The organism is Ruegeria sp. AP7 (assembly GCF_056539905.1).
Window position 1 is genome coordinate 1 of record NZ_JBQFVT010000014.1, and the last position, 22,506, is coordinate 22,506.

At 55.4% G+C, this 22,506-nt stretch carries 23 protein-coding genes; 13 read left to right on the forward strand and 10 right to left on the reverse strand.

What is annotated here, in order from left to right:
* Window positions 1–370 precede the first annotated feature (370 nt).
* On the forward strand, window positions 371–1,078 hold the full coding sequence (locus tag ACR0KN_RS18945) for an IS6 family transposase (protein WP_480655752.1): 708 nt from the start codon (window positions 371–373) through the stop codon (window positions 1,076–1,078).
* 55 nt (window positions 1,079–1,133) lie between these two features.
* On the opposite strand, the gene ACR0KN_RS18950 is transcribed toward ACR0KN_RS18945, so the two are convergent.
* Genes ACR0KN_RS18950 through ACR0KN_RS18965 form a run of 4 tightly spaced genes read right to left on the reverse strand, consistent with a single transcriptional unit; the run spans window position 1,134 to window position 4,248 of the window.
* Window positions 1,134–1,895 (reverse strand): ABC transporter permease subunit, encoded by a 762-nt coding sequence (locus tag ACR0KN_RS18950; protein WP_170547330.1) that lies wholly within the window; start codon window positions 1,893–1,895, stop codon window positions 1,134–1,136.
* Window positions 1,892–2,638 (reverse strand): ABC transporter permease, encoded by a 747-nt coding sequence (locus ACR0KN_RS18955; protein WP_480655754.1) that lies wholly within the window; start codon window positions 2,636–2,638, stop codon window positions 1,892–1,894. Before ACR0KN_RS18955 ends, ACR0KN_RS18950 begins: the two co-directional genes overlap by 4 nt.
* 9 nt (window positions 2,639–2,647) lie before the next feature.
* A complete protein-coding gene (locus tag ACR0KN_RS18960; RefSeq protein WP_480655756.1) occupies window positions 2,648–3,412 on the reverse strand; it encodes a transporter substrate-binding domain-containing protein in 765 nt (254 codons plus the stop codon).
* Between the two features lie 38 nt (window positions 3,413–3,450).
* On the reverse strand, window positions 3,451–4,248 hold the full coding sequence (locus ACR0KN_RS18965) for an ABC transporter ATP-binding protein (RefSeq protein ID WP_480655758.1): 798 nt from the start codon (window positions 4,246–4,248) through the stop codon (window positions 3,451–3,453).
* 93 nt (window positions 4,249–4,341) lie between these two features.
* Here ACR0KN_RS18965 and ACR0KN_RS18970 point away from each other — a divergent pair, with 93 nt between their 5' ends.
* From ACR0KN_RS18970 to ACR0KN_RS18985, 4 genes are read left to right on the forward strand one after another with little or no spacing between them, the layout of a single operon-like run.
* On the forward strand, window positions 4,342–4,989 hold the full coding sequence (locus ACR0KN_RS18970) for a TetR/AcrR family transcriptional regulator (RefSeq protein ID WP_480607079.1): 648 nt from the start codon (window positions 4,342–4,344) through the stop codon (window positions 4,987–4,989).
* Complete coding sequence (locus ACR0KN_RS18975; protein WP_480655760.1) at window positions 4,986–6,170, forward strand: pyridoxal phosphate-dependent aminotransferase; 1,185 nt, start codon at window positions 4,986–4,988, stop codon at window positions 6,168–6,170. Before ACR0KN_RS18970 ends, ACR0KN_RS18975 begins: the two co-directional genes overlap by 4 nt.
* Window positions 6,167–7,771, forward strand: coding sequence for a 5-guanidino-2-oxopentanoate decarboxylase (locus ACR0KN_RS18980; protein ID WP_170547355.1), 1,605 nt, complete (start codon window positions 6,167–6,169; stop codon window positions 7,769–7,771). Before ACR0KN_RS18975 ends, ACR0KN_RS18980 begins: the two co-directional genes overlap by 4 nt.
* 3 nt (window positions 7,772–7,774) lie before the next feature.
* Window positions 7,775–8,557 (forward strand): arginine deiminase family protein, encoded by a 783-nt coding sequence (locus tag ACR0KN_RS18985; protein WP_058276078.1) that lies wholly within the window; start codon window positions 7,775–7,777, stop codon window positions 8,555–8,557.
* Window positions 8,558–8,641: 84 nt separating this feature from the next.
* Here ACR0KN_RS18985 and hchA read toward each other — a convergent pair whose 3' ends face one another.
* Together hchA and ACR0KN_RS18995 are read right to left on the reverse strand one after the other, a co-directional pair.
* Window positions 8,642–9,502, reverse strand: a complete 861-nt coding sequence (gene hchA / locus ACR0KN_RS18990; protein ID WP_480655762.1) for a glyoxalase III HchA — start codon at window positions 9,500–9,502, stop codon at window positions 8,642–8,644.
* Between the two features lie 16 nt (window positions 9,503–9,518).
* A complete protein-coding gene (locus tag ACR0KN_RS18995) occupies window positions 9,519–10,175 on the reverse strand; it encodes a nitroreductase family protein (RefSeq protein ID WP_170547361.1) in 657 nt (218 codons plus the stop codon).
* Between the two features lie 111 nt (window positions 10,176–10,286).
* Here ACR0KN_RS18995 and ACR0KN_RS19000 point away from each other — a divergent pair, with 111 nt between their 5' ends.
* On the forward strand, window positions 10,287–10,646 hold the full coding sequence (locus ACR0KN_RS19000) for a winged helix-turn-helix transcriptional regulator (protein WP_170547363.1): 360 nt from the start codon (window positions 10,287–10,289) through the stop codon (window positions 10,644–10,646).
* Window positions 10,647–10,754: 108 nt separating this feature from the next.
* Window positions 10,755–10,922: a hypothetical protein gene (locus tag ACR0KN_RS19005; RefSeq protein ID WP_170547365.1), complete on the forward strand. Its 168-nt coding sequence runs from the start codon at window positions 10,755–10,757 to the stop codon at window positions 10,920–10,922.
* Window positions 10,923–11,086: 164 nt separating this feature from the next.
* Here the strand turns inward: ACR0KN_RS19005 and ACR0KN_RS19010 are convergent, their stop codons facing one another.
* Window positions 11,087–11,971: an HAD-IIA family hydrolase gene (locus ACR0KN_RS19010; RefSeq protein ID WP_480563360.1), complete on the reverse strand. Its 885-nt coding sequence runs from the start codon at window positions 11,969–11,971 to the stop codon at window positions 11,087–11,089.
* Window positions 11,972–12,239: 268 nt separating this feature from the next.
* Between ACR0KN_RS19010 and ACR0KN_RS19015 the strand changes: the two genes are divergently transcribed.
* The 6 genes from ACR0KN_RS19015 to ACR0KN_RS19040 are packed head-to-tail and all read left to right on the forward strand — an operon-like array spanning window position 12,240 to window position 17,904.
* Window positions 12,240–13,016, forward strand: a complete 777-nt coding sequence (locus ACR0KN_RS19015) for a DeoR/GlpR family DNA-binding transcription regulator (RefSeq protein WP_480655765.1) — start codon at window positions 12,240–12,242, stop codon at window positions 13,014–13,016.
* A gap of 2 nt (window positions 13,017–13,018) precedes the next feature.
* Window positions 13,019–14,035 carry an ABC transporter ATP-binding protein gene (locus tag ACR0KN_RS19020; protein WP_480655767.1) on the forward strand — a complete coding sequence of 339 codons (1,017 nt, stop codon included), beginning with the start codon at window positions 13,019–13,021 and terminating at the stop codon, window positions 14,033–14,035.
* 56 nt (window positions 14,036–14,091) lie between these two features.
* Window positions 14,092–15,348: an ABC transporter substrate-binding protein gene (locus tag ACR0KN_RS19025; protein WP_170547373.1), complete on the forward strand. Its 1,257-nt coding sequence runs from the start codon at window positions 14,092–14,094 to the stop codon at window positions 15,346–15,348.
* Between the two features lie 59 nt (window positions 15,349–15,407).
* Complete coding sequence (locus tag ACR0KN_RS19030; RefSeq protein WP_117872581.1) at window positions 15,408–16,301, forward strand: carbohydrate ABC transporter permease; 894 nt, start codon at window positions 15,408–15,410, stop codon at window positions 16,299–16,301.
* Window positions 16,298–17,107 carry a carbohydrate ABC transporter permease gene (locus ACR0KN_RS19035; protein WP_170352096.1) on the forward strand — a complete coding sequence of 270 codons (810 nt, stop codon included), beginning with the start codon at window positions 16,298–16,300 and terminating at the stop codon, window positions 17,105–17,107. The genes ACR0KN_RS19030 and ACR0KN_RS19035 overlap by 4 nt, the downstream gene beginning before the upstream one ends.
* A 2-nt stretch (window positions 17,108–17,109) precedes the next feature.
* Entirely contained in the window at window positions 17,110–17,904 is a 795-nt protein-coding gene (locus ACR0KN_RS19040; protein ID WP_480655769.1) for a metallophosphoesterase, read from the forward strand.
* A gap of 1,121 nt (window positions 17,905–19,025) precedes the next feature.
* Here the strand turns inward: ACR0KN_RS19040 and ACR0KN_RS19045 are convergent.
* From ACR0KN_RS19045 to gatB, 3 genes are all read right to left on the reverse strand, one after another.
* Entirely contained in the window at window positions 19,026–19,457 is a 432-nt protein-coding gene (locus tag ACR0KN_RS19045; RefSeq protein ID WP_480655771.1) for a DUF4177 domain-containing protein, read from the reverse strand.
* A gap of 99 nt (window positions 19,458–19,556) precedes the next feature.
* Window positions 19,557–20,795, reverse strand: a complete 1,239-nt coding sequence (pepT, locus tag ACR0KN_RS19050; RefSeq protein ID WP_480655773.1) for a peptidase T — start codon at window positions 20,793–20,795, stop codon at window positions 19,557–19,559.
* 152 nt (window positions 20,796–20,947) lie between these two features.
* Entirely contained in the window at window positions 20,948–22,459 is a 1,512-nt protein-coding gene (gene gatB / locus ACR0KN_RS19055) for an Asp-tRNA(Asn)/Glu-tRNA(Gln) amidotransferase subunit GatB (protein WP_480655775.1), read from the reverse strand.
* Window positions 22,460–22,506 lie beyond the last annotated feature (47 nt).

A 22,506-nucleotide genomic window follows, 5' to 3' on the forward strand; every position in this document is an offset into this window, starting at 1 on the left:
TGGCTCCTCTCAGAAAGCAGACATAGACACCTGCAATATGGCGCATCGCGACGCCGGTTGGAGCAGGAGCCATCCACCCCATCAGCTTTGAGCCCAAAGCAGCCGTTCATATTGACCAGGCGAAAATCTGTCCAGCAGTCAACATTAGGTATTGGTTTATGACTGCTCCATGCTGGAAAAGAAATGGTTGGAAGCGTCACTAGATAGCTTTGTAGACTTGCCAGTCTTCAGATAGCCCCTTCAGTTCCCTTGTCCCCAGGCTTTGGAAATCCAGCCCGGACCCGGCCACCAGATCCTTTACTGTTCTGGATACGGTCTTGTCAGAAGAACTTTGCTTGAGCGGGGCAGGGCGGGTGCATAGCATTTAGGAATGACCAAACCTGCCTCCTTCAAGTACTTCAAAACCAGTCCTGAGATCATCCGCCTGGCGGTAATGCTGTATATTCGGTTTCCGCTCTCGCTTCGGAATGTCGAAGATCTGCTGCACGAGCGCGGGATCGATGTCAGCCATGAAACCGTCCGCTACTGGTGGAACCGCTTCGGTCCGATGTTTGCTGCAGAGATCCGAAGAAAGCGTGTTCAGCAACTTCGTGCATACTCGAAATGGAAGTGGCACGTCGACGAGGTTTTCGTGAAGGTAAATGGCAAGCGACATTATCTGTGGCGGGCTGTTGATCACGAAGGCGAGGTGCTGGAAGCCGTTGTCACGAAGCGCCGAAATAAGGCTGCAGCACTGAAATTCCTTAGGAAATTGATGAAACGGCACGGCAAAGCTGAAGAGGTCGTCACAGATCGCTTCGCGTCCTGCAAAGCAGCGCTCAGAGAATTGGGTGCGCTGGACAAACAAGCGACGGGCAGGTGGCTGAACATCCGCGTTGAGAACTCACACCTGCCACTCCGACGAAGAGAACGCGCCATGCAGCGTTTCAGGCGTATGCGAAGTTTGCAGAAATTCGCCTCCGTCCATTCCTCTGTCTATAACCACTTCAACCAGGAAAGATCGCTCGCCAGCCGAGACACCTTCAAGCTGACACGATCCGCCGCTCTTGCCGAGTGGCGCGAACTTGGCGCGGGATAAAGGACAGCCTCACTGGCCTAACAGAGACGAGTTCGAATTCGTCTGACAGCACCTTTCAAACTTCTTCAAATCGTCGGAAGGCCAATGCAATCAAACCGGCAATGACCATGTAAACCAATGCCAGCAATAGCAGGGGCTCATAGACAATAAATGTGTCTGCTCGAACCCGGGACGAAACCGCATATATCTCGACCACTGTGATCGTTGCTACGAGTGGCGTTGCTTTGAGTTGCAAGATGGTTTCTCCACCTAAAGTTGGCAGAACATTACGTACGGCTTGGGGCAGCCAGATCCGGCGGAACATTGTGAAACGTGGCATCCCGAAAGATTTTGCAGCCTCCAACTGGCCCTTTGCCACACCTGAGAACGCGCCACGCATGACCTCGCCCTCGTATCCTGCAAAGGACAGTGTCAGCGCTAGGGCGGCGTAGGGCCAAGCCTGACGCAGGTAGGGCCAAAGCTCAGACGACCGTATCCAGGGAAACTGCGGAAATAACGAACCAAGCCCGTAGTATAGCAACCAGATCTGCAACAGCAGCGGTGTGCCTCGAATTATCGTGCAGAACACGCGGGCGGGCATGGCCAAGTACCATGGGCCCACCGCCTGCGCCAATCCCAGAGGCACAGCCATTAGAAAGCCTAATACGGTTGTGACCACCAAGAGCCAGGTTGTTGTCCAGAGACCCTGCAACGCCAAAGGGGCATATTTTGGTATCCAATCCCAACGCAGCGAGAACGCACACCAGATCACCAACGCTGCAAACAGCAGCATCATGACGATACGGTGCGGTTGCATAAGGGCTTTCACGGTGATCATGCCGAGTCCCCCTTCAACGAAGGTTGACCACGCCGCGCCCATTTCTCGATGCGCGCAAAAACGACCCCTGAAAAAAGGGTGACCACCAGGTATAAGAAGCCTGCGGCCAAAAAGAAGGTGAAGTAGGCACGAGTACTGCTTGCCGCCTGCCGTGTTTCCAGTGTCAACTCACTGAACCCGACGACAGCGAGCAATGCTGTGTCTTTGGTGGCGATAAGCCACAGATTGGCCAGCCCCGGCACCGCAAATCCCATCATTGCTGGAATGGTCACCCGACGCATGATCATGAAAGCGGGCATTCCATAGGATTTTGCCGCCTCGATCTGCCCGACCGGCACCGCCTTTATGGCTCCTCGCAGAACCTCGGTGGCATAGGCCCCTTGTACAACGCCCAGCACCCAAATACCGGCGGCTACACCGTTGATCTCAACCCGACCGCCTCCGACCGCCTCAGAGATTTTGTTGATGATATCACTGCCGACATAATACAGGATCAAGATCAGCACCAGTTCAGGCACCGCCCTGATCACTGTTGTGTAGATGGCAAGAAGGTCACGCGTGACCTTCCCGCCGTAGAGTTTTCCATAGGCACCGAACAGCCCGATAACCAGCCCCATTCCAAATGCGCCGAAGGCGATTTGCAGGGAATTGGCAAGCCCGCGTAACAGGTTGCCACCCCAGCTTGACAGCGACAGCAACTCCATGCTGGTGCCAAGGCCCAGTGTCTCTAACAGTCCGGTCACAGCAACGCCTTAGTAGATGCTGGTGGTGAAATAACCCGCGGTGATTTTCTCGTGGGTCCCATCGGCAAGGATCGCTGCGATCCCCTTGTTGAGCGCTTCAAGAAGTTCGGTGTCGCCCTTACGCACACCTGCACCGACGCCACGGCCCAAGATTGCCGGATCATCCTCGACAGCACCTTTGATTTCGCAACAGCTGCCATTGTCCGAATTCACAAAATCCGCCATGGCAATGCTGTCCGCCTGAGTAGCATCGATGCGGCCGGCAAAAAGGTCTTGGTTGGCCTCATCCTGCGTTTGATAGACTTTCAGCTCTGAATCCTTGAAGTATTCCTGGGCATAGGCTTGGTGGATGGTCGAGGCTTGGATCCCGATGATTTTGCCAGCAAGGGATTCTGCGGTGGGCTCGATATTCATCGACTTGTCCGCCACGATCACTGCGGGTGTGTTGTAATAGGCATCACTGAAGTCGATGGTTTTCAGCCGCTCTTCGGTGATCGACATCGACGCCATGATCGCGTCGATCTGCTGGCCGGTCAGCGACGGAATGATACCGTCCCAGGCGACAGGGGTGATTACACAGTCAAGCTCGGCTGCGGCGCAGACGGCATTGATCACCTCGATCTCCCATCCGACCCAATTGCCCGAGCTGTCGGGTGACGCAAATGGGGGATAGGGTTCGGCGGCGATACCGATCTTAACTTGTTCAGCTGCGGCCGCGCCTGCAGTTAGAACGGCTGCGGCAGTCGCTGCAGTCAAAAGTGCTTTCAATTTCATTAGGAGTCTCCCGGTTGGTTTTATTTGGTGTATTGGTGCTATCCGACTGATCTGAGGAATTGCTTCAGTCGTTCTGATTGCGGATTTCCAAAGAGGTCTGCAGGTGGTCCCTGCTCTTCAATACGCCCTTGGTAGAGGTAGACGACATGGTTCGCCACTTCGCGCGCGAACTTCATCTCATGGGTGACCAATAGCATAGTACGCCCTTCGGCAGCCAGATCGCGGATCACCGTCAGCACTTCGCCCACAAGTTCTGGATCCAGAGCGGATGTTGGTTCGTCAAAGAGCATGGCAGAAGGATCTACCGCTAGCGCTCGGGCGATAGCTGCCCTCTGCTGTTGGCCACCGGACAGATAAGCGGGAAACGTGTCCTCTTTACCGCCCAAACCTACTCTGACCAGCAATTCGCGCGCTCGTTCGATCGCCTCGGGTTTTGGTACCTTCAACACATGTACCGGAACCTCGATCACATTCTCCAAAAGCGTTCGGTGGGTCCATAGGTTGAACTGTTGGAACACCATCGCCAGTTTTGTCCGAATTCGCTCGATCTGCTTCTGGCTCGCCGGGCTGCCATCTGCCCGCATCGCCACTTCCTCGCCACCGATTATGATTTTGCCGGAGGTCGGTGTCTCAAGGAAGTTGATGCACCGTAGCATGGTCGATTTTCCAGACCCCGAGCCACCAATGATCGCCACGACATCACCTTGGTGCGCGGTAAGGTCCACGCCTTTCAGCACCTCGAGATTTCCAAAAGACTTGTGCAAATCTTCAACTTGGATCGCCTCTCGGCGCGTATCCGGTAGTTGAACAACTGCGTCAGCGGCGGCTGTGTCCATTTTTCTTTGACCCCAACTTTCTGATTGCAGTAAGCCGCGAGCACAGTAATTATGCAAGTGTATAATTATGGCATCCGCAAAAAAGGACCGATCGTGAGCGAAGACCGCAAGAAATTTAAGCGTGAGTCGGCCGAATCCCGGCAGCATGCACTGATTCTCGCGACGCTTGATTTGGTGGCCGAACAAGGCGTGCGTGGTGCCACTGTCCGGGGAATCGCAGACCGCGCAGATGTTACGCAGGGGCTGATCCGACATTATTTCAACTCCAAGGAGGAGCTGATCGTCGCCGCGTATGAGCACCACATGAACACGATGACCGATCAAACATTCGCACCTGCAAACGATGCTGCGGCCAGTGCCCAAGCCAGATTAGCAACTTTCGTGAAGGCGTCGTTGATGCCCCCGGTTGTCGACCCCCGCGCTATCGCTCTTTGGGCCAGTTTTCTGAACAAGGTGCAGCAGGACCAGCAGATGAAGGCGACGCACGAACGGACATACGCTTACTTTCGGGACCAGCTTGAAGGGCTGATCGCTGCCTCGCTGAAAGAAGCGAACCGCTCGGCAGCCCCTGTCCAGTTGCGGCAATTGGCTATTGCTTGCAACGCGGTCATCGACGGCCTGTGGCTGGAGGGCGGCGCATTACCCGATGCTTTTGAGCAAGGTGAACTGGTGGAAATAGGGCTGCAATCCGTTTCCGCCATTATCGATGTGGATCTAACACAGGAGAGCGAGCCCCAATGAGGCTGACAGCAATTACCGAACGGCTGGCCGGATTGGGCGGCGGCAAGTGGGAAGTACACCTGAAGGCGCGCGGAATGGTCGAGGCAGGCGCAGATCTGGTGGAAATGACGATCGGCGAACCAGACGTAAGAACGCCGTCAGAACTCTGCGACGCTGCAGCATTGGCGATGCAATCGGGCCGTACAGGATATTCCAACGGCCGCGGAGAGGCCAGGCTTTGCGAAGCCTTAGCCGAATCGTACACCCAAAGCCGCGGGCGGCAGTTTTTGCCTGAGAACATTCTCTGTTTTCCCGGCACGCAGACCGCGCTTTTTACGGTGATGCAAGGCGTTGCCGAAGCAGGTTCCGAAGTGTTGGTCGGTGACCCGATGTATGCCACATACGAGGGCGTTATCCGAGCATCCGGCGCCGAGCCAGTAACGGTGCCGCTCCGCCCGGAAAACGGCTTTCGATTGCAGGCCAAGGACATCGCCGCCCGTATCACATCGCGCAGCCGCGCCATACTTCTGACAACTCCGCACAATCCTACGGGTGCAATCCTGACTGCGGAAGAAGTGCGGCAAATCGGCGAACTTGCGATCAAGCACGACCTCTGGATCATCTCAGACGAAGTGTATGAGCATCTGGTGTTTGAAGGGGCAAAATTTGTTTCCCCGCTCTCGGAGCCTGAACTGGTCGATAGGGTCATCGCGGTCTCGTCGATTTCCAAATCTCACGCGGCCCCTGGGTTTCGCAGCGGTTGGTGCGTAGGTCCCGCCGCGTTTTGCAGAGCGTTGCTGCCGGTCTCGGAAACGATGCTGTTTGGCAACCAGCCCTTCATCGCAGACATGACTGAAAAAGCTGTGCGAGACGGATCTTCGGTTGCTGCAGGTATGGCGTCCCGTTTTTCAGCCCGTGCCTCTGTTCTGGAGCACCGTCTTCATAGTGAAACGCCACTGACCGTCCACCAACCGGATGCCGGCATGTTCGCACTGGTCAACGTGTCGGGCATCGGAATGAATGGTGACGCCTATGCCTGGGACCTACTGGAATACGGCGTTTCGGTGATGCCTGGCTCTGCTTTTGGTGAAAGCCTCAAGGACTGGGTTCGGGTCGCCCTCACCATCGACGACAGCCATTTCGCGACTGCGCTAGACCGTATCGTCGCCCATGCAAACCTCAACAAACGGGATGTCGCATGACCAACCAAACAGTGGGCGAGGCACTGGTCGCCGAGTTGAAGCAAAGGGGCGTGTCTTGTGTGTTTGGCATTCCCGGCGTGCACACCGTTGAGCTCTACCGCGGTCTTGCTGCCTCGGGCATTCAGCATGTGACCCCAAGGCACGAGCAAGGTGCAGGTTTTATGGCTGACGGCTATGCGCGTGTCTCAGGCAAGCCGGGCGTTGCCTTTGTGATTACAGGACCCGGCCTTACAAATACACTGACGCCGATGGCGCAGGCCCGGGCGGATTCCGTTCCGATGCTGGTGGTTTCCGGCGTCAACGAGAAGAGCACGCTAAACAAGGGTCTTGGACACTTGCATGAACTGCCCAACCAACACACGCTCGCCAAGACTGTTGCGCTGGTGTCCGAACATGTGGACCAGCCCGGTGATCTGACCGCTGCATTGGATCGCTCGTTTGCACCCTATTCCGCTGGACGCCCGGGCCCCACCCATATCCAAGTCCCATTGGATATAGCAGGGTTAGCTGCTGAAAGCGCGCTGCCTTCGAAAGATCATCCTCATCAGGCACTGGACAGTGACTTAGTCCAACAAGCTGTTGACCGGCTGTCGGCCGCGCGAAAAGTCGTCATCTTGGCCGGTGGCGGAGCGAAAATGACCAGAGAAGATCTACAAACTCTGGCAGAGCGGCTCGATGCACCTGTCGTACAAACCGTAAATGCGCGCGGTTTGATGCATGGGCACCCACTGACCGTCCCCGCTAGTCCGAGCTTAAAAGCGGTCCGGACATTGATCGAAGATGCCGATTGCGTCCTCGCCTTGGGAACCGAGTTGGGCCCAACGGACTATGATATGTATGCCACGGGAGGTATGGCATCTATGTCGGGGCTCATACGAGTGGATATTTGCCCGGATCAACTGACCCGTCACGAAGCCGCAATAGCCATAGAGGGTGACACCGATCAGGCTATTTCGTCGTTGCTGTCGGCATTGCCCGGAAAATCCAACCAGCGAGATGGAATGGACCGCGCGAAAAGAACCCGCGCTGCGGCGTTCGAAGAGATAGGTTTGGACTACCGCGCTCAAGTCGGGATTCTGGTGGCCATACGCGCAGCAGTCCCGAATGCGCTTATTGTAGGAGACTCTACTCAGCCGATTTATGCAGGCAACCTCTACTATGACCACGACCGTCCCGGCGGTTGGTTCAATGCGGCCACTGGATACGGAGCGCTTGGCTATGGTATTCCGGCCGCCATCGGTGCCGCGATTGCCGACCCTGAGGCGTCAGTGATTTGCATCGCTGGAGACGGAGGTGCCCAATTCTCACTGCCCGAGATCATGGCCGCAGTGGACCAAAACCTGCGCATTACCTTTGTTCTTTGGAACAATCATGGCTATGGCGAAATCGCTACTTCCATGGAAGACGTGGGCGTCGAGGTGATCGGTTGCGACCCAACCCCACCTGACTTTGCGGCCACTGCAGCCTCGTTTGGCGTCCCCTACAAGCGCGTTCGGCAAAACCCAATAGCTGTTGCAGCTGCATTGACGGAAGCCAATGCCCAAGATGGCCCCTCGATTCTGGAAATTGATATTGCGGGGCGCCGTCCGGATCAGGAGTGAATCATGCGAAATCCCACCTTTGAATTTACCCGTGCCATAACTCGCAAGCCCGCCTCGACTGTTGCAGAAGGCCTGCGTGCCGAGGACATCGGCAGTCCTAGCCTGGACGGTATGCTGGCTGCGCATGCGGCCTATGTAAGCGCTCTGCGTAGCACCGGAGCAGAAGTCATCGAGCTTGATCCACTTGAAGCGTACCCGGACGCCCAGTTCGTCGAGGACACTGCGCTGTGCCTACCGCAAAGTGCTATACTGATGCGACCTGGCGCGCCCTCCCGCCTAGGCGAGGTGGCAGAGATATCGTCGACGATCCGTGCCTGTTACAACGACGTCCGCGAGATCAAAGGTCCCGGCCATATCGAAGGAGGCGACATCCTGGTGACCGGAAAGGAGATTCTGGTCGGCCGCTCGGATCGAACCGACGCTGCAGGAGTGGCCGAGCTGGCGGAAATCGCCAATGAGTGGGGCCATGCTTTGCGCGAGGTATTTACGCCTGAAGGCGTGTTGCATTTCAAGACAGATTGTTCGCTGATGGATGCCGAGACCATCCTTTCAACCAAGCGATTGGATGCGTCCGGGTGCTTTAAAGGTTACCGGGTTCTGCATGTAGCCGACGGTGAAGAAGCGGCCGCCAATGCAATACGTTTCAACAATCTGGTGCTCATGGCGGCCGGTTTCCCGCGCACTGCAGATGTTTTGGACAAGGCTGGGTATGAGGTCGTCCAAATCGACAACACCGATTGCGCCAAGTTGGATGGCGGCATGTCATGCCTGTCTCTGAGGTTTTGATGGCAACGAAGGATCATCAGGCATAATAACCGAGTTCAGCTGGAGTGCCGAGGCTGTCCGCATGCGCACCGCACCGGTTTCCATCTACCACACGTCCTCCAACAGCGCTTCTGCCGCCAACCGTCCAAATGCGTTCGCCGCTTTGGGGCTTGCGCCCGAAACGAGACGGCGGTCGATGTGGCATGTGGCGTCGGCCTTGGAATTGATGATTTCCACACCCAGAGCGTTCAGCTTTTCGCCGAACTTCCACGGCATATGGCCCGGCATGTAGCCGATCATCGGCGTTTGTTTGTCGACCGCATCAGGAAAGGCCGCGATCTTGTAACCGTTGTAGATGAACGATGGGCCATCGCCCGCAGCAAGCAGGGCGGCCGGTCCGTGGCAGATTGCCAGCGTGAAAAGGTCCTGTTTGTGCGCCCACCGGAGAAGTTTTCCCAGGTCTTCGTTCTCTGGCAGGCCCAGCATGGCCCCGTGGCCACCCGGCAGATAGACCCCGACGTAAGGTGCATCATCAGTCATCGTATTCGCCGCGAAATCGGCGAGGCTGCCGGGGTTGGCAAAGGCATCGGCATAGTCGCGATACAGCTTCATAACGGCTTCGTCCTCGCGCGGCATGGCCCAGTCTTCGATAATGGCAGGGGCGCTCGTGGGTGTGACAATGTCGATCTGGAAACCAGCGGCCAGCAGGTGCAACATCGGCAGGCCCATTTCGACCGGGTGGTTCCCGGTCGAAAATTTCTTGCCATTGGCCATGGTCATGTTGCGCTCTTCGGTGCAGATCATAAGCACGCGCTTGTCACCGCCTCTGTAAGGGTTGTCATAGGCCCCGCCATCATAATCCGTCTTGGATGCCGTCGCGAGTTTCAAGGCAAGGGGTGACGGCTGAAAGGCGCCGTCCTCTGTGGGCGTAGGGGCTGCTTTGAACAGATTTCTTAGAAAGCTCATGTGATTCCGTCCGGGCTCATTTGATTTCTGTCACGATTGCATCGCGCGACTTGCGGACCTTTGGCATCGGCAGCAGCCAATCGCTGGCCTCTTCGCGATAACCCAATGGCATCAAAACGACGGAACGAAGACCACGTTCCCTAAGACCAAGAATTTCGTCAACAGCATCGGGGTCAAACCCTTCCATCGGCGTGCTGTCGACCTCTTGTTCTGCGGCTGCAATGAGGGCAATGCCCAATGCGATATAAGCCTGACGCGCTGCATGGGCATAGTTCAACTCGGCCTCGCGCGGCAAGTAGTTGGCTTTCAGATTGTCGTAGTAGCCATGTATCAGAGGCAGGTCGCCTCGGGCCGCGACATTCAATTGCTTGACTGTATCAATACGGTCTTCGGTGTAATTGTCCCAAGCGGCAAACACCAAGAGGTGCGACCCATCTTTGATCTGTGCCTGACCTGACGCCGCTTCGGCGATCTTTGCCCGGATATCGGAGTTTGTGACCACAATCAGCTCAAATGGTTGTGTGCCGCTTGACGTCGGCGCCATGCGAACAGCTTCGACGATGGCATCGACCTTGTCTTGAGGAACGGGTTTGCCAGCTTCCATTTTCTTGGTGGCGTAGCGCCAGTTCAGGTGGTCGTTCAGTGTTTTTGCGGTCACGGTTGTTGATCCCATTGTCAGAGCCCGAGATGATCAGTATATATTTGTGACTGACTAACTAATGAGAACTAATATTTGCCGCAAGAAGGCACATTTTTGACCCTTGGTCACAAATTGGGAACTGCCATGTTGGACGACAAACAATGCCCCGATTGCAAGCGTATCAACGAGGTCCTGTCACGAGTGGGCGACCGTTGGAGCGTTCTGGTGGTCATCTCGCTGGCTCAATACGGAACCATGCGCTTCAACGAGATCAAGCGAAACCTAGGCATTTCGCAGCGTATGCTGAGCTTGACGCTGAAGGAGTTGGAACGTGATGGGCTTGTGAACCGGACCCAATATCCAACGATCCCGCCCAAGGTCGAATATAATCTGACTCAGATGGGGCAGTCGTTTCGCGAGCCGGTCAGCGCCTTAGGCTATTGGGCATTGGAACACTTGAGCGAGATTGATGCCGCACGGGAAGCGTATGACAAGTCTGACTAAAGCCAGACAATTTCCCGAGAACCACTGTTTTTTGATAGGAGACATTAAAGCTCCCGCAGCGAATTGCCCCTTTATCCGCACCTCAATGGCCGACCCCGGTTGCCGCGAATGGACGGTCTGAATTCCGCCCTCAGACTGGCTTTCACTGACCGGTCCAGCGACGTCGAGTGCGACGCAGCGATGGGTGCGCCGCACCTGCGAGTGGATGCTGCGTTAGCAAACACCTGGAACGGCAAAGTTCGCAAAGCGGATGCTCATGCCGAGTGCAGTGAATGAGCGCTATGAGCCCAAAGTGCAAATTGCTGCCACGTGCATCAATGTCGGCAGCGCGCAGTAAACCAGCTTTGCGAAATCGTGAGAATAGGCACTTAGTCACCGTTCGAACCAAGGCTAGTTTTCGGTCTGATACTTCGCCAAAAGTGGGAGCATCACGATGTTTTCTATATGCGAAGTAGGCGCCAGCTCGGTGTCAAGCTCGATTGCTCGCAAAAAGTGCGAGTATCCAGCCCCGAAAACACTCCATCTTGCGCGACAAGGACTGTGCGCCAACCCCGTGCTGCTGCACCGAGGATATCGGTGTGAAGAGTGTCACCGCACATCGCGATGCGTTCGGGCGGAATTCCTGGAAGCGTGGCTTCGACCATTTCAAATACTTCCGGAAATGGCTTGCCAAAGAACTTGATGTCTTGAAGGCCCTCATCTGCCAGCAAATGCCCGTAGTGACCGGGCTCCAGTGAGAATCCGAAGTCTCGTGGCGCTGCCAGATCAGCATTTGCGATCACCACTGGGCGCGGGTTCGCCAACAAGCTGTCGCAAAGCATGGATTGTTGAGATCGTTGCCAGATTTCGGTCGAGAGAAACAAGAAACCGTCAGCGCGGTCAAAGTCTGTCTGGTCTGCCTCAAGCCTGATCGTCTCGGATAAGATGTCCGTCAGATCGTCAGACGGAGAGGCGATGCAGCCCCACAGAACGTCGTTCAGGTTTGCCAAGGCTGCATCGCGGCTGGTTACAATCTCATCTGCGTCAACTTGCATTCCGAGTTTTTGAAACTTGGCAGTCGCGCCCTGGTGATTATAGCTGGCAGCATTGGAAAGAATGCGAATCTGGTGTCCGCCCTCCCTGAGCTCTTTCAAACGAGCTGCCGCTCCGGGAATCGGAGTTTCGCCAACATTTAGAACGCCAAAAGCATCAAAAACAAAGGCGTCTACTTCGTTGCCAATATCCAGAAGTGACTCAATATCCAGAGTGGCCGCGTTGAATGTTGCTTTTGGGAGTCTGGGACGTATGGACTGATAACGCGAAAATATCGAGTTGGCGTCAAGCATGTGTCCAAATGTCCTTTTTTGATGGGCGCCCCCGACAGGTTTGACGCAATACGGAATGTAACATCAACAAAGCAAAATGGAAGAAAAAACAACATTTTTAGCAAGTCGCCACTAGCGAGTTCTGAAGCTTTGTGCGCAAAGCTTTGAAAAATATAATTTTTCGACACTTGCGATTAAGTCACCCTTCAACGTTCTATGTGGCTTTGATTGAAAAATGTTGTTTTGTTGTTTTTTGGTGATATGGTTCTGGCAACTTGAAGGGGGATAAATGGCGTCAAAGAAGATCAGACGGAGGGATTTAATCCAGCAGGTCGTGCAAGAGCGTGGCGGTGTCAGTGTGGGGGCCTTAGCGGAAATGCTAGGGGTCTCGACGCAAACCATCCGCCGTGATCTGGACATTTTGTGCGACGGCGAAAACCTGCGACGCGCGCACGGGCGGATCGAGCTGGCTGAAAGCCGTTTGAATACCCCGTTTGATCAGAGAGCCGGAACGAACTTACGTGGCAAACGGTCGGTTTCCGAACTTGTTGCGAGCATGATCCCCAATGGGGCGAACGTGTTCCTTTCAATTGGGTCGACTCCGCTCGAAGTGGCTAAGGCACTGTCCGGCCACCAGGAGTTAACGGTCATCACGAACAACCTGAGTGCCGCGATGGCGCTGAGTAATGAAATCTCAAACCGTATCCTTTTGCCAGGAGGCGAGCTGCGCCTGCCCGATCGTGATTTTATCGGCGAAGAAGCTACCGATTTCTTTGACAGGTTTCGTGCCGAGTTCGCAATATTTGGCGTTGCCGGTGTGGCGCATGATGGTGGGTTGTTAGAATTTCATCCAGCTGAGGTTCGGGTGAGAATGAGAATGCAGCAGCACGCAGCCAAATCGATCCTCGTAATAGACAGCAGTAAATTTGGTCGCATTGCGCCAGCATTGGGCGGCAACATCTCGGATGTCGACGTTGTCGTGTGCGACCGTCCTCCGGGCCCTGAATTTTCCGATCTCGCAGACAGTTTGGGCGAAGCCATTACTTACTCACAAGGAGAGCGCTGAATATGGCAGAACCGTTTGTTCACGTCGACAATATTGCTAAGCGCTGGAATGGGCAGCTTGGCGTCGAGAATATTAATCTTTCGATCCCGCGTGGTTCGTTCGTAGCGCTGCTTGGCCCGTCGGGCTGCGGCAAGTCAACGACGCTGAGATTGCTGTCGGGACTAGAATTGCCGGATGAGGGGCGGATCGTCATTGACGGGCGTGACATCACTACTTCTGCCCCTGCAGAACGCAATCTGTCGATGGTGTTCCAGTCTTATGCATTGTTCCCGCATCTGAGTGTCGCGGAAAACGTTGTTTTTGGCCTCAAGGTACGAAAAGTCGTCGCGGCGGAACGGCGCGAGAAACTGACCCGGGCGCTCGAGATCACTGGCTTGCTGGGCTATGAGCAGCGTAAGCCGGGGGAATTGTCGGGTGGTCAGCGCCAGCGTGTGGCGCTTGCACGTGCGATCGTGGCAAACCAGCCGCTGTGCCTGATGGATGAGCCGCTTTCGAACCTTGATGCCAAGCTGCGCGCCTCTGTGCGCAAGGACATCAAAAAACTTCAGGTCGATTTGGGCATCACCGTGGTTTACGTCACGCATGACCAGACCGAAGCGATGAGCATGGCCGATATGGTCGTGCTGATGAAAGACGGCCATATCCAGCAGACAGGTTCACCGGAAGAACTTTACTACAAGCCTGCTAACACCTTTGTCGCCGAGTTTGTCGGTGCGCCACCCATGGCGCTGATCAAGTCCGAAGGTGTACCGGGATTTGAGCGCGCCACGACAATTGGCCTTCGCGCCGAAGCGGTGAAGGTGGTGGAATCGGGCAAGGGCAGGCTGACTTGTAAAGTATCGGAATGCGAATTCCTGGGTTCCGAGACATTCATTGGTCTGTCACATCCTGCTGCCAATGGTTTGACCGTGTCCATGCCGGGACTGAAACATATCCCGCCAGGAGAAGATTTGGAGATCAGCTTTGCCGATGAAGACCTGCATTTCTTTGACGACATGGGCAAGCGACTGGCCGGGTAGGTCAAGCAACTGAACTTTGGAAAGACAAGAATAACTGTCATCACTGGGAGGAAAAAATGAACGTTATTAAGAAGATAAGTTTAGCTGTCGTCTCGGCCACCGCGCTGGCATCAGCGGCGGCGGCAGAGACGGAACTAACAATGTATTATCCTATCGCGGTTGGCGGCGCGCTGACCGAGGTAGTGGATGGCATCGTTGCCGATTTTGAAGCTGCCAACCCTGACATCAAGGTCAACGCGATCTATTCAGGCAACTATGACGACACGCGCGTGCGTGCCTTGTCCGCACTTGCATCGGGTGAACCGGCTCAGCTGGCGGTGATGTTCTCGATCGATGCCTATGATCTGATAGAGCAGGATCTGATCGTTGCCTACGAAGATATCGACGGGGTTAACCCGGACTGGCTAGACAGCTTTTATCCGGCATTGATGGCCAATGGCCGGATCGAGGGCAAAACCTGGGGCATTCCTTTCCAGCGTTCAACTATCGTTGCCTATTACAACAAGGACCAGTTTCGTGCGGCAGGTCTTGACCCTGAGGCGCCGCCCAAGACCTGGGACGAGCTGATCAGCATGGGCAAGGCACTGACCAACGACGAAACCTATGGCCTGATGATCCCATCGACAGGCTATCCCTATTGGATGTTCCAGGCGTTGGCGATCCAGAACGGCAAGGAGGTGATGTCCGATGACGGCCTGACCACCTATTTCGATGACGAAACCGTTGTCGATACGTTGGAATTCTGGCAGTCGCTGTCGCAGGAGCATGGCATCATGCCCACTGGCACCGTTGAATGGGGTACCCTGCGGCAGGCGTTCCTCGAAGGTCAGACCTCGATGATGTGGCATTCGACCGGCAACCTTACGGCTGTTAAGAACAACGCCAGTTTTGACTTTGGCGTCGCCGAGCTTCCGGCCAATGTGCGGCTGGGTTCGCCTACCGGCGGCGGCAACTTCTATGTTTTCAAGGAGACATCGGACGAAGAGCGCGCGGCGGCCATGAAGCTGATCGAATTCATGACCTCGCCCGAGCAAGCGGCAGCGTGGTCCATCGCGACCGGCTATATGGGCGTGTCTCCGGCAGCGTATGAAACCGAGGCGCTTAAATCCTATACAGAAGAGTTCCCACCCGCTCTCGTTGCCCGAAACCAACTGGAAAACGCTGTTGCCGAATTCTCGACCTTTGAAACCGCACGCGTGCGTGAGGGTCTGAACAACGCAATTCAGGCGGCTTTGACCGGCACAAAATCGGCTGAAGACGCGCTGGGGGAAGCCCAGACCGCGGCTGTGCGCCTGCTGCGTGATTACCAGTAACCTCAACTCCCTGGCGTCGGGCAGAGATGCCCGACGCACCCAACCTTGAGGGTCGCTATATGGCAGAGCATGTGAACATCGAGCGTCGTCGACAGGCCATCTACGGTTGGATCCTGTTGTCACCAGCGGCAATTCTGCTGACGACGTTTGCATTTTATCCTTCGCTTGCGACCTTGTGGTCGAGCTTGTTCAGCCGAGAAACCAGAAGACGCCCCAGCGAATTTGTCGGCGGTGAGAACTATGCTGACCTGTTTGCCGACCCAACCTTTTGGAAAGTTGTTGTGAACAACTTGATCTATGCGGGCGCGACCATCCCTATTTCTATTGCAATTGCGCTTTCGATGGCGCTTTGGGCGAACTCAAAGATCCCGGCTCGCGGGTTTGTACGCACCGCCTATTTCACGCCCACGGTCCTGCCAATGATCGCAGCGGCAAATCTTTGGCTGTTTTTTTATACTCCCGGATTGGGTGTGCTTGACCAGATCGGCGGTCTGTTTGGCCTTCCCTCAATCAACTGGCTGGGACAGCCTGAAACTGCGCTGTGGGCTGTAATCATCGTGACGATCTGGAAAGAGGCTGGGTTTTTCATGATCTTCTATCTGGCGGCCTTGCAGACGATCCCTGAGGACCTCAAGGAAGCTGCCGACATTGAAGGCGCCAGCCGCTGGACCTATACGCGCCGGATCGTGCTGCCGTTGTTGATGCCGACGACGCTATTTATCATGGTCAATGCGTTGATCAACTCTGTGAAATTGATCGATCATTTGTTCATCCTGACCAAGGGCGGGCCCAACGACGCCTCCAAGCTTATCCTTTATTACATCTGGGAAATGGCCTTTGCCTTCTTTGATGCGCCCCACGCAGCGGCAATGACCATCCTGGTGCTTGTCGTGCTTGGCGTGGTTGCGGGCGTCAAATTCACCATTCTCGACAAACGGACCCATTACCAATGAGCGGATTTTCCAGGCATATCGAATCCTTTGGCGCACTGTTGTTGGCCGTGATCTGGATTTCCCCGCTGGTCTTTGCCTTTTGGGCGGCTTTCCACAGCACCTCTGACGCGGTCAACTTTAACATCACGTCGCCATGGACGCTGGACAATTTCCGCACCGCTTGGGAGGGGGCGCCGTGGCTACGCTATTTCCTTAACACCTTCCTTTTGGTGACGGTGATCCTTATTGGTCAGTTCTTTGTCACGACGCTGGCAGGATTTGCCTTTGCCCAGGTCCAGTTTCCGGGTCGGGATTTCGTGTTCATCCTCGTGTTGATGCAACTTTTCATTCTGCCCGAGGTGTTGATCGTGGAAAACTATGCAATGGTGTCACGCCTCGGATTGTTTGACACGATTCTTGGCGTCGGAATGCCCTATATGGCCTCTGCCTTTGGCATTTTCCTAATGCGGCAGGCGTTTAAGGGCGTTCCTATTGAACTGCATGAGGCAGCGCGCGTCGAAGGCTGCGGCTGGTTCGGAATTCTTTGGCGAGTCTATGTGCCCTTGGCGCGCCCGACATATCTTGCTTATGCGTTGGTGTCGGTATCGACCCACTGGAACAACTTCCTCTGGCCGCTCATCGTGACCAACTCGCCCGACACACGACCGCTGACGGTTGGCCTGTCGATCTTTGGCGCACCGGAAAATGGTGTGGACATAAGCGTCATTTCGGCAGCAACGATGATGTCCGTTGCGCCATTGTTGATCGCGTTCCTCGTGTTCCAGCGTCAATTCGTTCAGGCCTTCCTGCGCGCGGGGATTAAATAGTCGTGGCGACATTTCTTCATCTAAGTGACTTGCACGCGGTATCGCGCGGCGATTTGTGTTCAGGCGTGCTTGATACCCGCGCGATCCTGATTGGGGTCATCGACCGATTGATCGAAAAAGGCGAAGCTCTTGGCCCGCTCGACGCGGTTCTGGTCACTGGTGACGTCAGCGAAGATGGCAACCCGGACAGTTATGATTTCGCGCGCGCGCAACTGGAGCGGTTTGACCTGCCGATTTATGTTGTTCCTGGAAATCATGATGCGCGCAGGCCAATGCAAAAGGCCTTTTCAGGTTTGGACATCATGCCGACAGACGGGCTTATTGATTGGGCGGACACAGTGGGCGATACCCGTGTTATCGGGCTTGACACGCTGGTTGAAGGACAGGGCGGTGGTAGGCTGCGCGCGGAAAGTCTTAATTTTTTGGAGCGGGAGCTTTCTGGGTCTGACGGGCCGATTGTCGTTATGTTGCATCATCCGCCATTTAGCACCGGAATTGATTTCATGGATGTTATCGGATTGGAGAACCATTCCGATCTGGCAGAAATTCTTGCAGTGCACTCTGGAGAGATCACGGTTTTGGCTGGGCATGTCCACGGCGTTCACATTGGTCGCGTTGGCGGTCACGTTGCCATGACAGCGCCGGGCCTTTGCAGCGGATTTGCACTGGACCGACGCGCGGTGGCTCCAGTTGGTTTTTTTTCTGGACCTACGGGCTGCGCAGTTCTCGAGACCGGAAAGAGCGGTATATGGAGCGCTGTTTCGCTTGACGCTGCCGAGGGACCGTATTCATTCTGAAGTGGCCGGATTGGCCAGGAAACCAATGACTCGGTGATGATGGATAGCTCACCCATAATTATTGTTTTGAATTTGGCTGCTGCGGCCCTTCTGATCTGGGCTGTTCGCCTTGTGCGCACCGGTTTTGAGAGAGCCTTTGGAAGCCAGCAGCGGCTTTGGTTGCGTCGTTGCGTCGGTCGACGGGAAAGGCGACATGCGTCATAGCAGCAATGATTGATTGGTATGCGCATAGTCCCGCACGGGGAAAGACTGCGCGTGGGGAAGCTTGGTATGAACTCGGTTTTGACATTCAGACGGGCCTGATCGTCTCCGAGAATGGGGAAAGCAGAAAACGCTGACTCATAGGTCAACTGTCAACACAGGTCCCAACCGAACCTCTGCTTAACATTCATCGAAATTAGCTCGTGCTTATTTGTTTCTGCACTATGGCTAGATGTATATGTGTCCTGTTTGTTGTGACGCCGTTCGGACCGTTTCCCGTCTCAGCGTCACAAAATTCGGGACGGTTGCGTCTCATGCCGGGTCGATCACCGCCCAAGTGTCACAATCATTGTGACGGCGTGTCCTGTTTTTTGTGCGAGGGTTATATTTAACATCCAGAAAACTCGCACTCCATTGGTAGACTTCTCTTGTGGGTTGTTTACAACAGCGCCCGGATTGGACAAGTCGTTGGATCAAAATCTGCAACCTCATTCCACAAGTTCGATATTCCGGAACTATAAAACGAAGAGAACATAAATATGAAAACACTCGCCTGGGCAGCAAACCTCTTTCTACTTTCATTGATAGGTTGGGAGGTTTTTGAGAACGGGCCAGCAGATAGCGAATACCTAGTATTATTTGCTATGATGATTTTAGCTCCAATCATCTCATGTTGGTTTTTGGAGGGAGCGAAAAAGGCTTCCGGACGGCGAGGATGGAACTCTAGAACTCGCAAGAAAAGCCCTTCGTGCAAAGCTCAAGAAAGCGGCCAGAGATTGACTTATGTCGCCGGGAACCAATGATTAACAGTTAACGGGTCTTCAGTCAGAACCATTCGGATATCCTGATCGCGCACAAATATCATTGGTAGAGCTGATCACATTCAATGCAAGCCAGCCAATTAGAATCGCGAAGCCACGCTAGCGCGAAGGCTCGGTCTGGTCTTTTTCTGCCGTTTCATCCGAGGGCTTCAGCGACAATGGCGGGTCTTCCGGCTCTTCTGAGATCGGGGCAGGGGCGGCCGGAGGTTCTGTCAGTCCATCGTCAGGTCCGGGAACCGGGCGCGCGGTCGGGGTGGCGCCTTCTTCAACCGGGTTTTTCGAATCCGGCTCATCCGTTGCAAGCGCCCTGCGAAATACCAGCACATTTCGCCAGTTGGTGGTTGAACCCGTCAAACCTGTGCGTTCCTCGCTGGGCAGCAATTCTGCGCGCTGATATTCCCAACCCTCTTGGCCCAGCTGGTTCAACAACTGCTCAATTGAGGTGGCGAACCGGCCCTCGGGCGTTTTCACGCCCTTTGCCTTGGTTCCCTTTTGCGGAGCGGGGACAACTTTATATTCGTAGCGCTGCATCAACTCGTCCTAATTGCGTAACCCCGGGCAAATTAACATTTTGACAGGCGGGTGAAAGCCAAGATCACGCATTGGCGAATTTCGGCCCGCACTGTGGCATTAGCTCCGCGCGGCTTTGCCCACAAGCGACAGACAGGTTTCGGTTGCGATCGCCATGTCCTGTACCGAGATCCACTCCAGCGGACCATGAATACACTGCATGCCCGTAAATATGTTGGGCGTGGGTGTGCCGAATTCAGTTAGGCGCGAGCCATCGGTGCCACCTCGGATCGGCACTGAAACGGGCTCGATCCCTTGTTCACGGCAGGCCTCGCGCGCCAGATCGACAGGGGTCATGTCCTTTTCCAGCCAATAGCGCATGTTGCGGTATTGATGGGAGATGTCGCAGGTGATGGTCGCGCGCGGTTCGGTGCCCTGAACGGCAGCACAGACCTGACGGACAATTTCGCGCTGGGCTTCCAACGCATCCATTTCGAAATCGCGCAGGATCAGCTTGATCTCCATCTCGGACGAACCGCCATTCATATCGGTGACATGGATGAACCCCTGACGCCCATCCGTCACCTCGGGTGTCATCGTCGCCTGAGGCAGTGTCTGCACGATCTTTGCCGCCAGATGCGCCGCGTTTACCATTTTGTCCTTGGCCAAACCGGGGTGGATCGACACGCCGGTGATCTTGATCACGGCTCGATCCGCCGAGAAGCTTTCGTGTTCGATCTCACCCAGTTCCTGTCCGTCCAGCGTATAGGCGAAATCCGCGCCCAGATCCTTGGGTAGCTGTTCGGTAACGCCGCGCCCGATTTCTTCATCCGGGGTAAAGGCGATGCGAATCGGACCGTGGGGGATGTCATTGTTCTCCAGCAAGTGCCTCGCCATCGTCATCAGGATCGAAACGCCTGCCTTATCATCAGCCCCCAACAGGGTGGTGCCCGAGGCGGTGATCAGATCATGCCCGATCTTCTCGGTCAGATAAGGATGTTCTTCGGGTGACAGCACCAGATCGGGATCATCGGGGAAGGTAATCTCGCCACCATTATACCCTTTGATCACCCGCGGCTTGACCCCGGTTGCGTTGAACTGGGGCGCGGTGTCCACATGCGCGAGAAAACCGATCGTCGGTCCGTCGGCCGTGCCGGGGATGGTTGCCACGACAACGCTGTCACCGGTCATCTCGACATCCTGCGCACCGATCTCGGTCAGCTCTTGCCGCAGCAGGTTTAGCATGTCGAACTGGATTTCGGTGCTGGGGGTCGAGGGCGAGGTCTCATCGCTCTGACTGTCGATGGCTGCGTAGCGTACCAGCCGGGTTTCCAGTTCCTGATCAAACCGATTTTTCATGTCTGCTTCCTCTCCGCGTTGCGGGAAGAAGAATGCCCATTCGGTCGGGGAGTCAAGCTGAAGGCCTGCCCGTTTTGAGCAGCCTGAAATTAACTTTTCGTTATGCACAAGCTCAACAAACCCCTGTGCGGGGTTTGTTCAACTCGGAAGATTTACGAACCCAGCTTCTTGCTGACCAATTCGTTAACGGCCTTCGGATTGGCCTTGCCGCCGGTGGCCTTCATCACCTGACCGACGAACCAGCCCGCCAATTTAGGGTTCACCTTGGCCTTCTCAACTTGCGCCGGATTGGCGGCGATGATCTCGTCCAAAGCAGCCTCGATGGCGCCGGTATCGGTCACCTGCTTCATACCGCGCTCTTCGACAATCTGCGCTGGATCGCCGCCTTCGGTATAGACAATCTCGAACAGATCCTTGGCGATCTTGCCCGAGATTGCATCCGACGAAATCAGATCAATGATTCCCGCCAACTGAGCGGGAGACACCGGCGACTCGGTGATGTCATGGTCTTCTTTCTTCAACCGGCCAAACAGCTCGTTGATCACCCAGTTTGCAGCCAGCTTGCCGCTGCGCCCCTTGGCGACCTCTTCGAAATAGGCCGCTGACTCCACCTCAGCGGTCAAGACCGAAGCGTCGTAGTCGGTCAGGCTGAACTCGCTGATAAAACGAGATTTTTTATCGTCAGGCAGCTCCGGTAGCTTGGCTGCGATGTCGTCGACCCACGCTTGTTCGATCTCCAGCGGTAGCAAGTCAGGATCGGGGAAATAGCGATAGTCATGCGCCTCTTCTTTAGACCGCATCGAGCGTGTCTCACCCTTATCCGGATCATACAGGCGCGTTTCCTGATCAATCGTGCCGCCGCCTTCAACGATGGCGATCTGACGACGCGCCTCGACCTCAATCGCTTGCTGGATAAAGCGCATCGAGTTCATGTTCTTGATCTCGCAGCGTGTGCCTAGATGCGAAAAGTCCTGTGTTTCCTGATACTTCTCATACGCACCCGGCAAACAGATCGAGACGTTCACGTCCGCCCGCAAGTTGCCGTTCTGCATGTTGCCGTCGCAGGTGCCGAGATAACGCATGATCTGACGTAACTTGGCGATGTAGGCGGCAGCCTCTTCCGGTCCGCGAATATCGGGACGCGAAACGATCTCCATCAGGCAGACACCAGTTCGGTTCAGGTCGACAAAGGACATATGCGGATCCATGTCGTGGATCGATTTGCCCGCGTCCTGCTCCATGTGGATGCGTTCGATCCGTACCATGCGTGCAGTGCCGTCACCCATCTCGACCAGAACTTCCCCTTCACCCACAATAGGCTGATAAAGCTGGGAAATCTGGTAGCCCTGCGGCAGGTCAGGATAGAAATAGTTCTTGCGGTCAAACGCCGATTTCAGGTTGATATCCGCCTTTAGACCAAGCCCGGTGCGCACCGCCTGTTCGACGCAATATTCGTTGATCACCGGCAGCATGCCGGGCATCGCGGCGTCCACAAACGCCACGTTCGAATTCGGCTCGGCCCCGAATTGGGTCGACGCGCCCGAGAACAGCTTGGCATTGGATGAGACCTGAGCGTGCACCTCCATCCCGATCACCAGTTCCCAATCGTGCTTGGCCCCGGCAATGGTTTTGGGTTTGGGCATTTCGTATGTCAGGTCGAGCATGGCGCGCCTCATTTCCGCAGAAGTCTAAGCCTGCGTATTAGGCCCGG

Coding starts and splice junctions, on each gene's coding strand:
- pepT (WP_480655773.1), bottom strand. CDS start 20,795: ATGAAAAATCGGTTTGATCAGGAACTGGAAACCCGGCTGGTACGCTAC.
- ACR0KN_RS18975 (WP_480655760.1), top strand. CDS start 4,986: ATGAGGCTGACAGCAATTACCGAACGGCTGGCCGGATTGGGCGGCGGC.
- ACR0KN_RS19045 (WP_480655771.1), bottom strand. CDS start 19,457: ATGCAGCGCTACGAATATAAAGTTGTCCCCGCTCCGCAAAAGGGAACC.
- ACR0KN_RS18965 (WP_480655758.1), bottom strand. CDS start 4,248: ATGGACACAGCCGCCGCTGACGCAGTTGTTCAACTACCGGATACGCGC.
- ACR0KN_RS19000 (WP_170547363.1), top strand. CDS start 10,287: ATGTTGGACGACAAACAATGCCCCGATTGCAAGCGTATCAACGAGGTC.
- ACR0KN_RS18960 (WP_480655756.1), bottom strand. CDS start 3,412: ATGAAATTGAAAGCACTTTTGACTGCAGCGACTGCCGCAGCCGTTCTA.
- ACR0KN_RS18995 (WP_170547361.1), bottom strand. CDS start 10,175: ATGGGATCAACAACCGTGACCGCAAAAACACTGAACGACCACCTGAAC.
- ACR0KN_RS18985 (WP_058276078.1), top strand. CDS start 7,775: ATGCGAAATCCCACCTTTGAATTTACCCGTGCCATAACTCGCAAGCCC.
- ACR0KN_RS19025 (WP_170547373.1), top strand. CDS start 14,092: ATGAACGTTATTAAGAAGATAAGTTTAGCTGTCGTCTCGGCCACCGCG.
- ACR0KN_RS18980 (WP_170547355.1), top strand. CDS start 6,167: ATGACCAACCAAACAGTGGGCGAGGCACTGGTCGCCGAGTTGAAGCAA.
- ACR0KN_RS18945 (WP_480655752.1), top strand. CDS start 371: ATGACCAAACCTGCCTCCTTCAAGTACTTCAAAACCAGTCCTGAGATC.
- ACR0KN_RS19020 (WP_480655767.1), top strand. CDS start 13,019: ATGGCAGAACCGTTTGTTCACGTCGACAATATTGCTAAGCGCTGGAAT.
- ACR0KN_RS19010 (WP_480563360.1), bottom strand. CDS start 11,971: ATGCTTGACGCCAACTCGATATTTTCGCGTTATCAGTCCATACGTCCC.
- hchA (WP_480655762.1), bottom strand. CDS start 9,502: ATGAGCTTTCTAAGAAATCTGTTCAAAGCAGCCCCTACGCCCACAGAG.
- ACR0KN_RS19035 (WP_170352096.1), top strand. CDS start 16,298: ATGAGCGGATTTTCCAGGCATATCGAATCCTTTGGCGCACTGTTGTTG.
- ACR0KN_RS18950 (WP_170547330.1), bottom strand. CDS start 1,895: ATGATCACCGTGAAAGCCCTTATGCAACCGCACCGTATCGTCATGATG.
- ACR0KN_RS19015 (WP_480655765.1), top strand. CDS start 12,240: ATGGCGTCAAAGAAGATCAGACGGAGGGATTTAATCCAGCAGGTCGTG.
- gatB (WP_480655775.1), bottom strand. CDS start 22,459: ATGCTCGACCTGACATACGAAATGCCCAAACCCAAAACCATTGCCGGG.
- ACR0KN_RS19005 (WP_170547365.1), top strand. CDS start 10,755: ATGGACGGTCTGAATTCCGCCCTCAGACTGGCTTTCACTGACCGGTCC.
- ACR0KN_RS19030 (WP_117872581.1), top strand. CDS start 15,408: ATGGCAGAGCATGTGAACATCGAGCGTCGTCGACAGGCCATCTACGGT.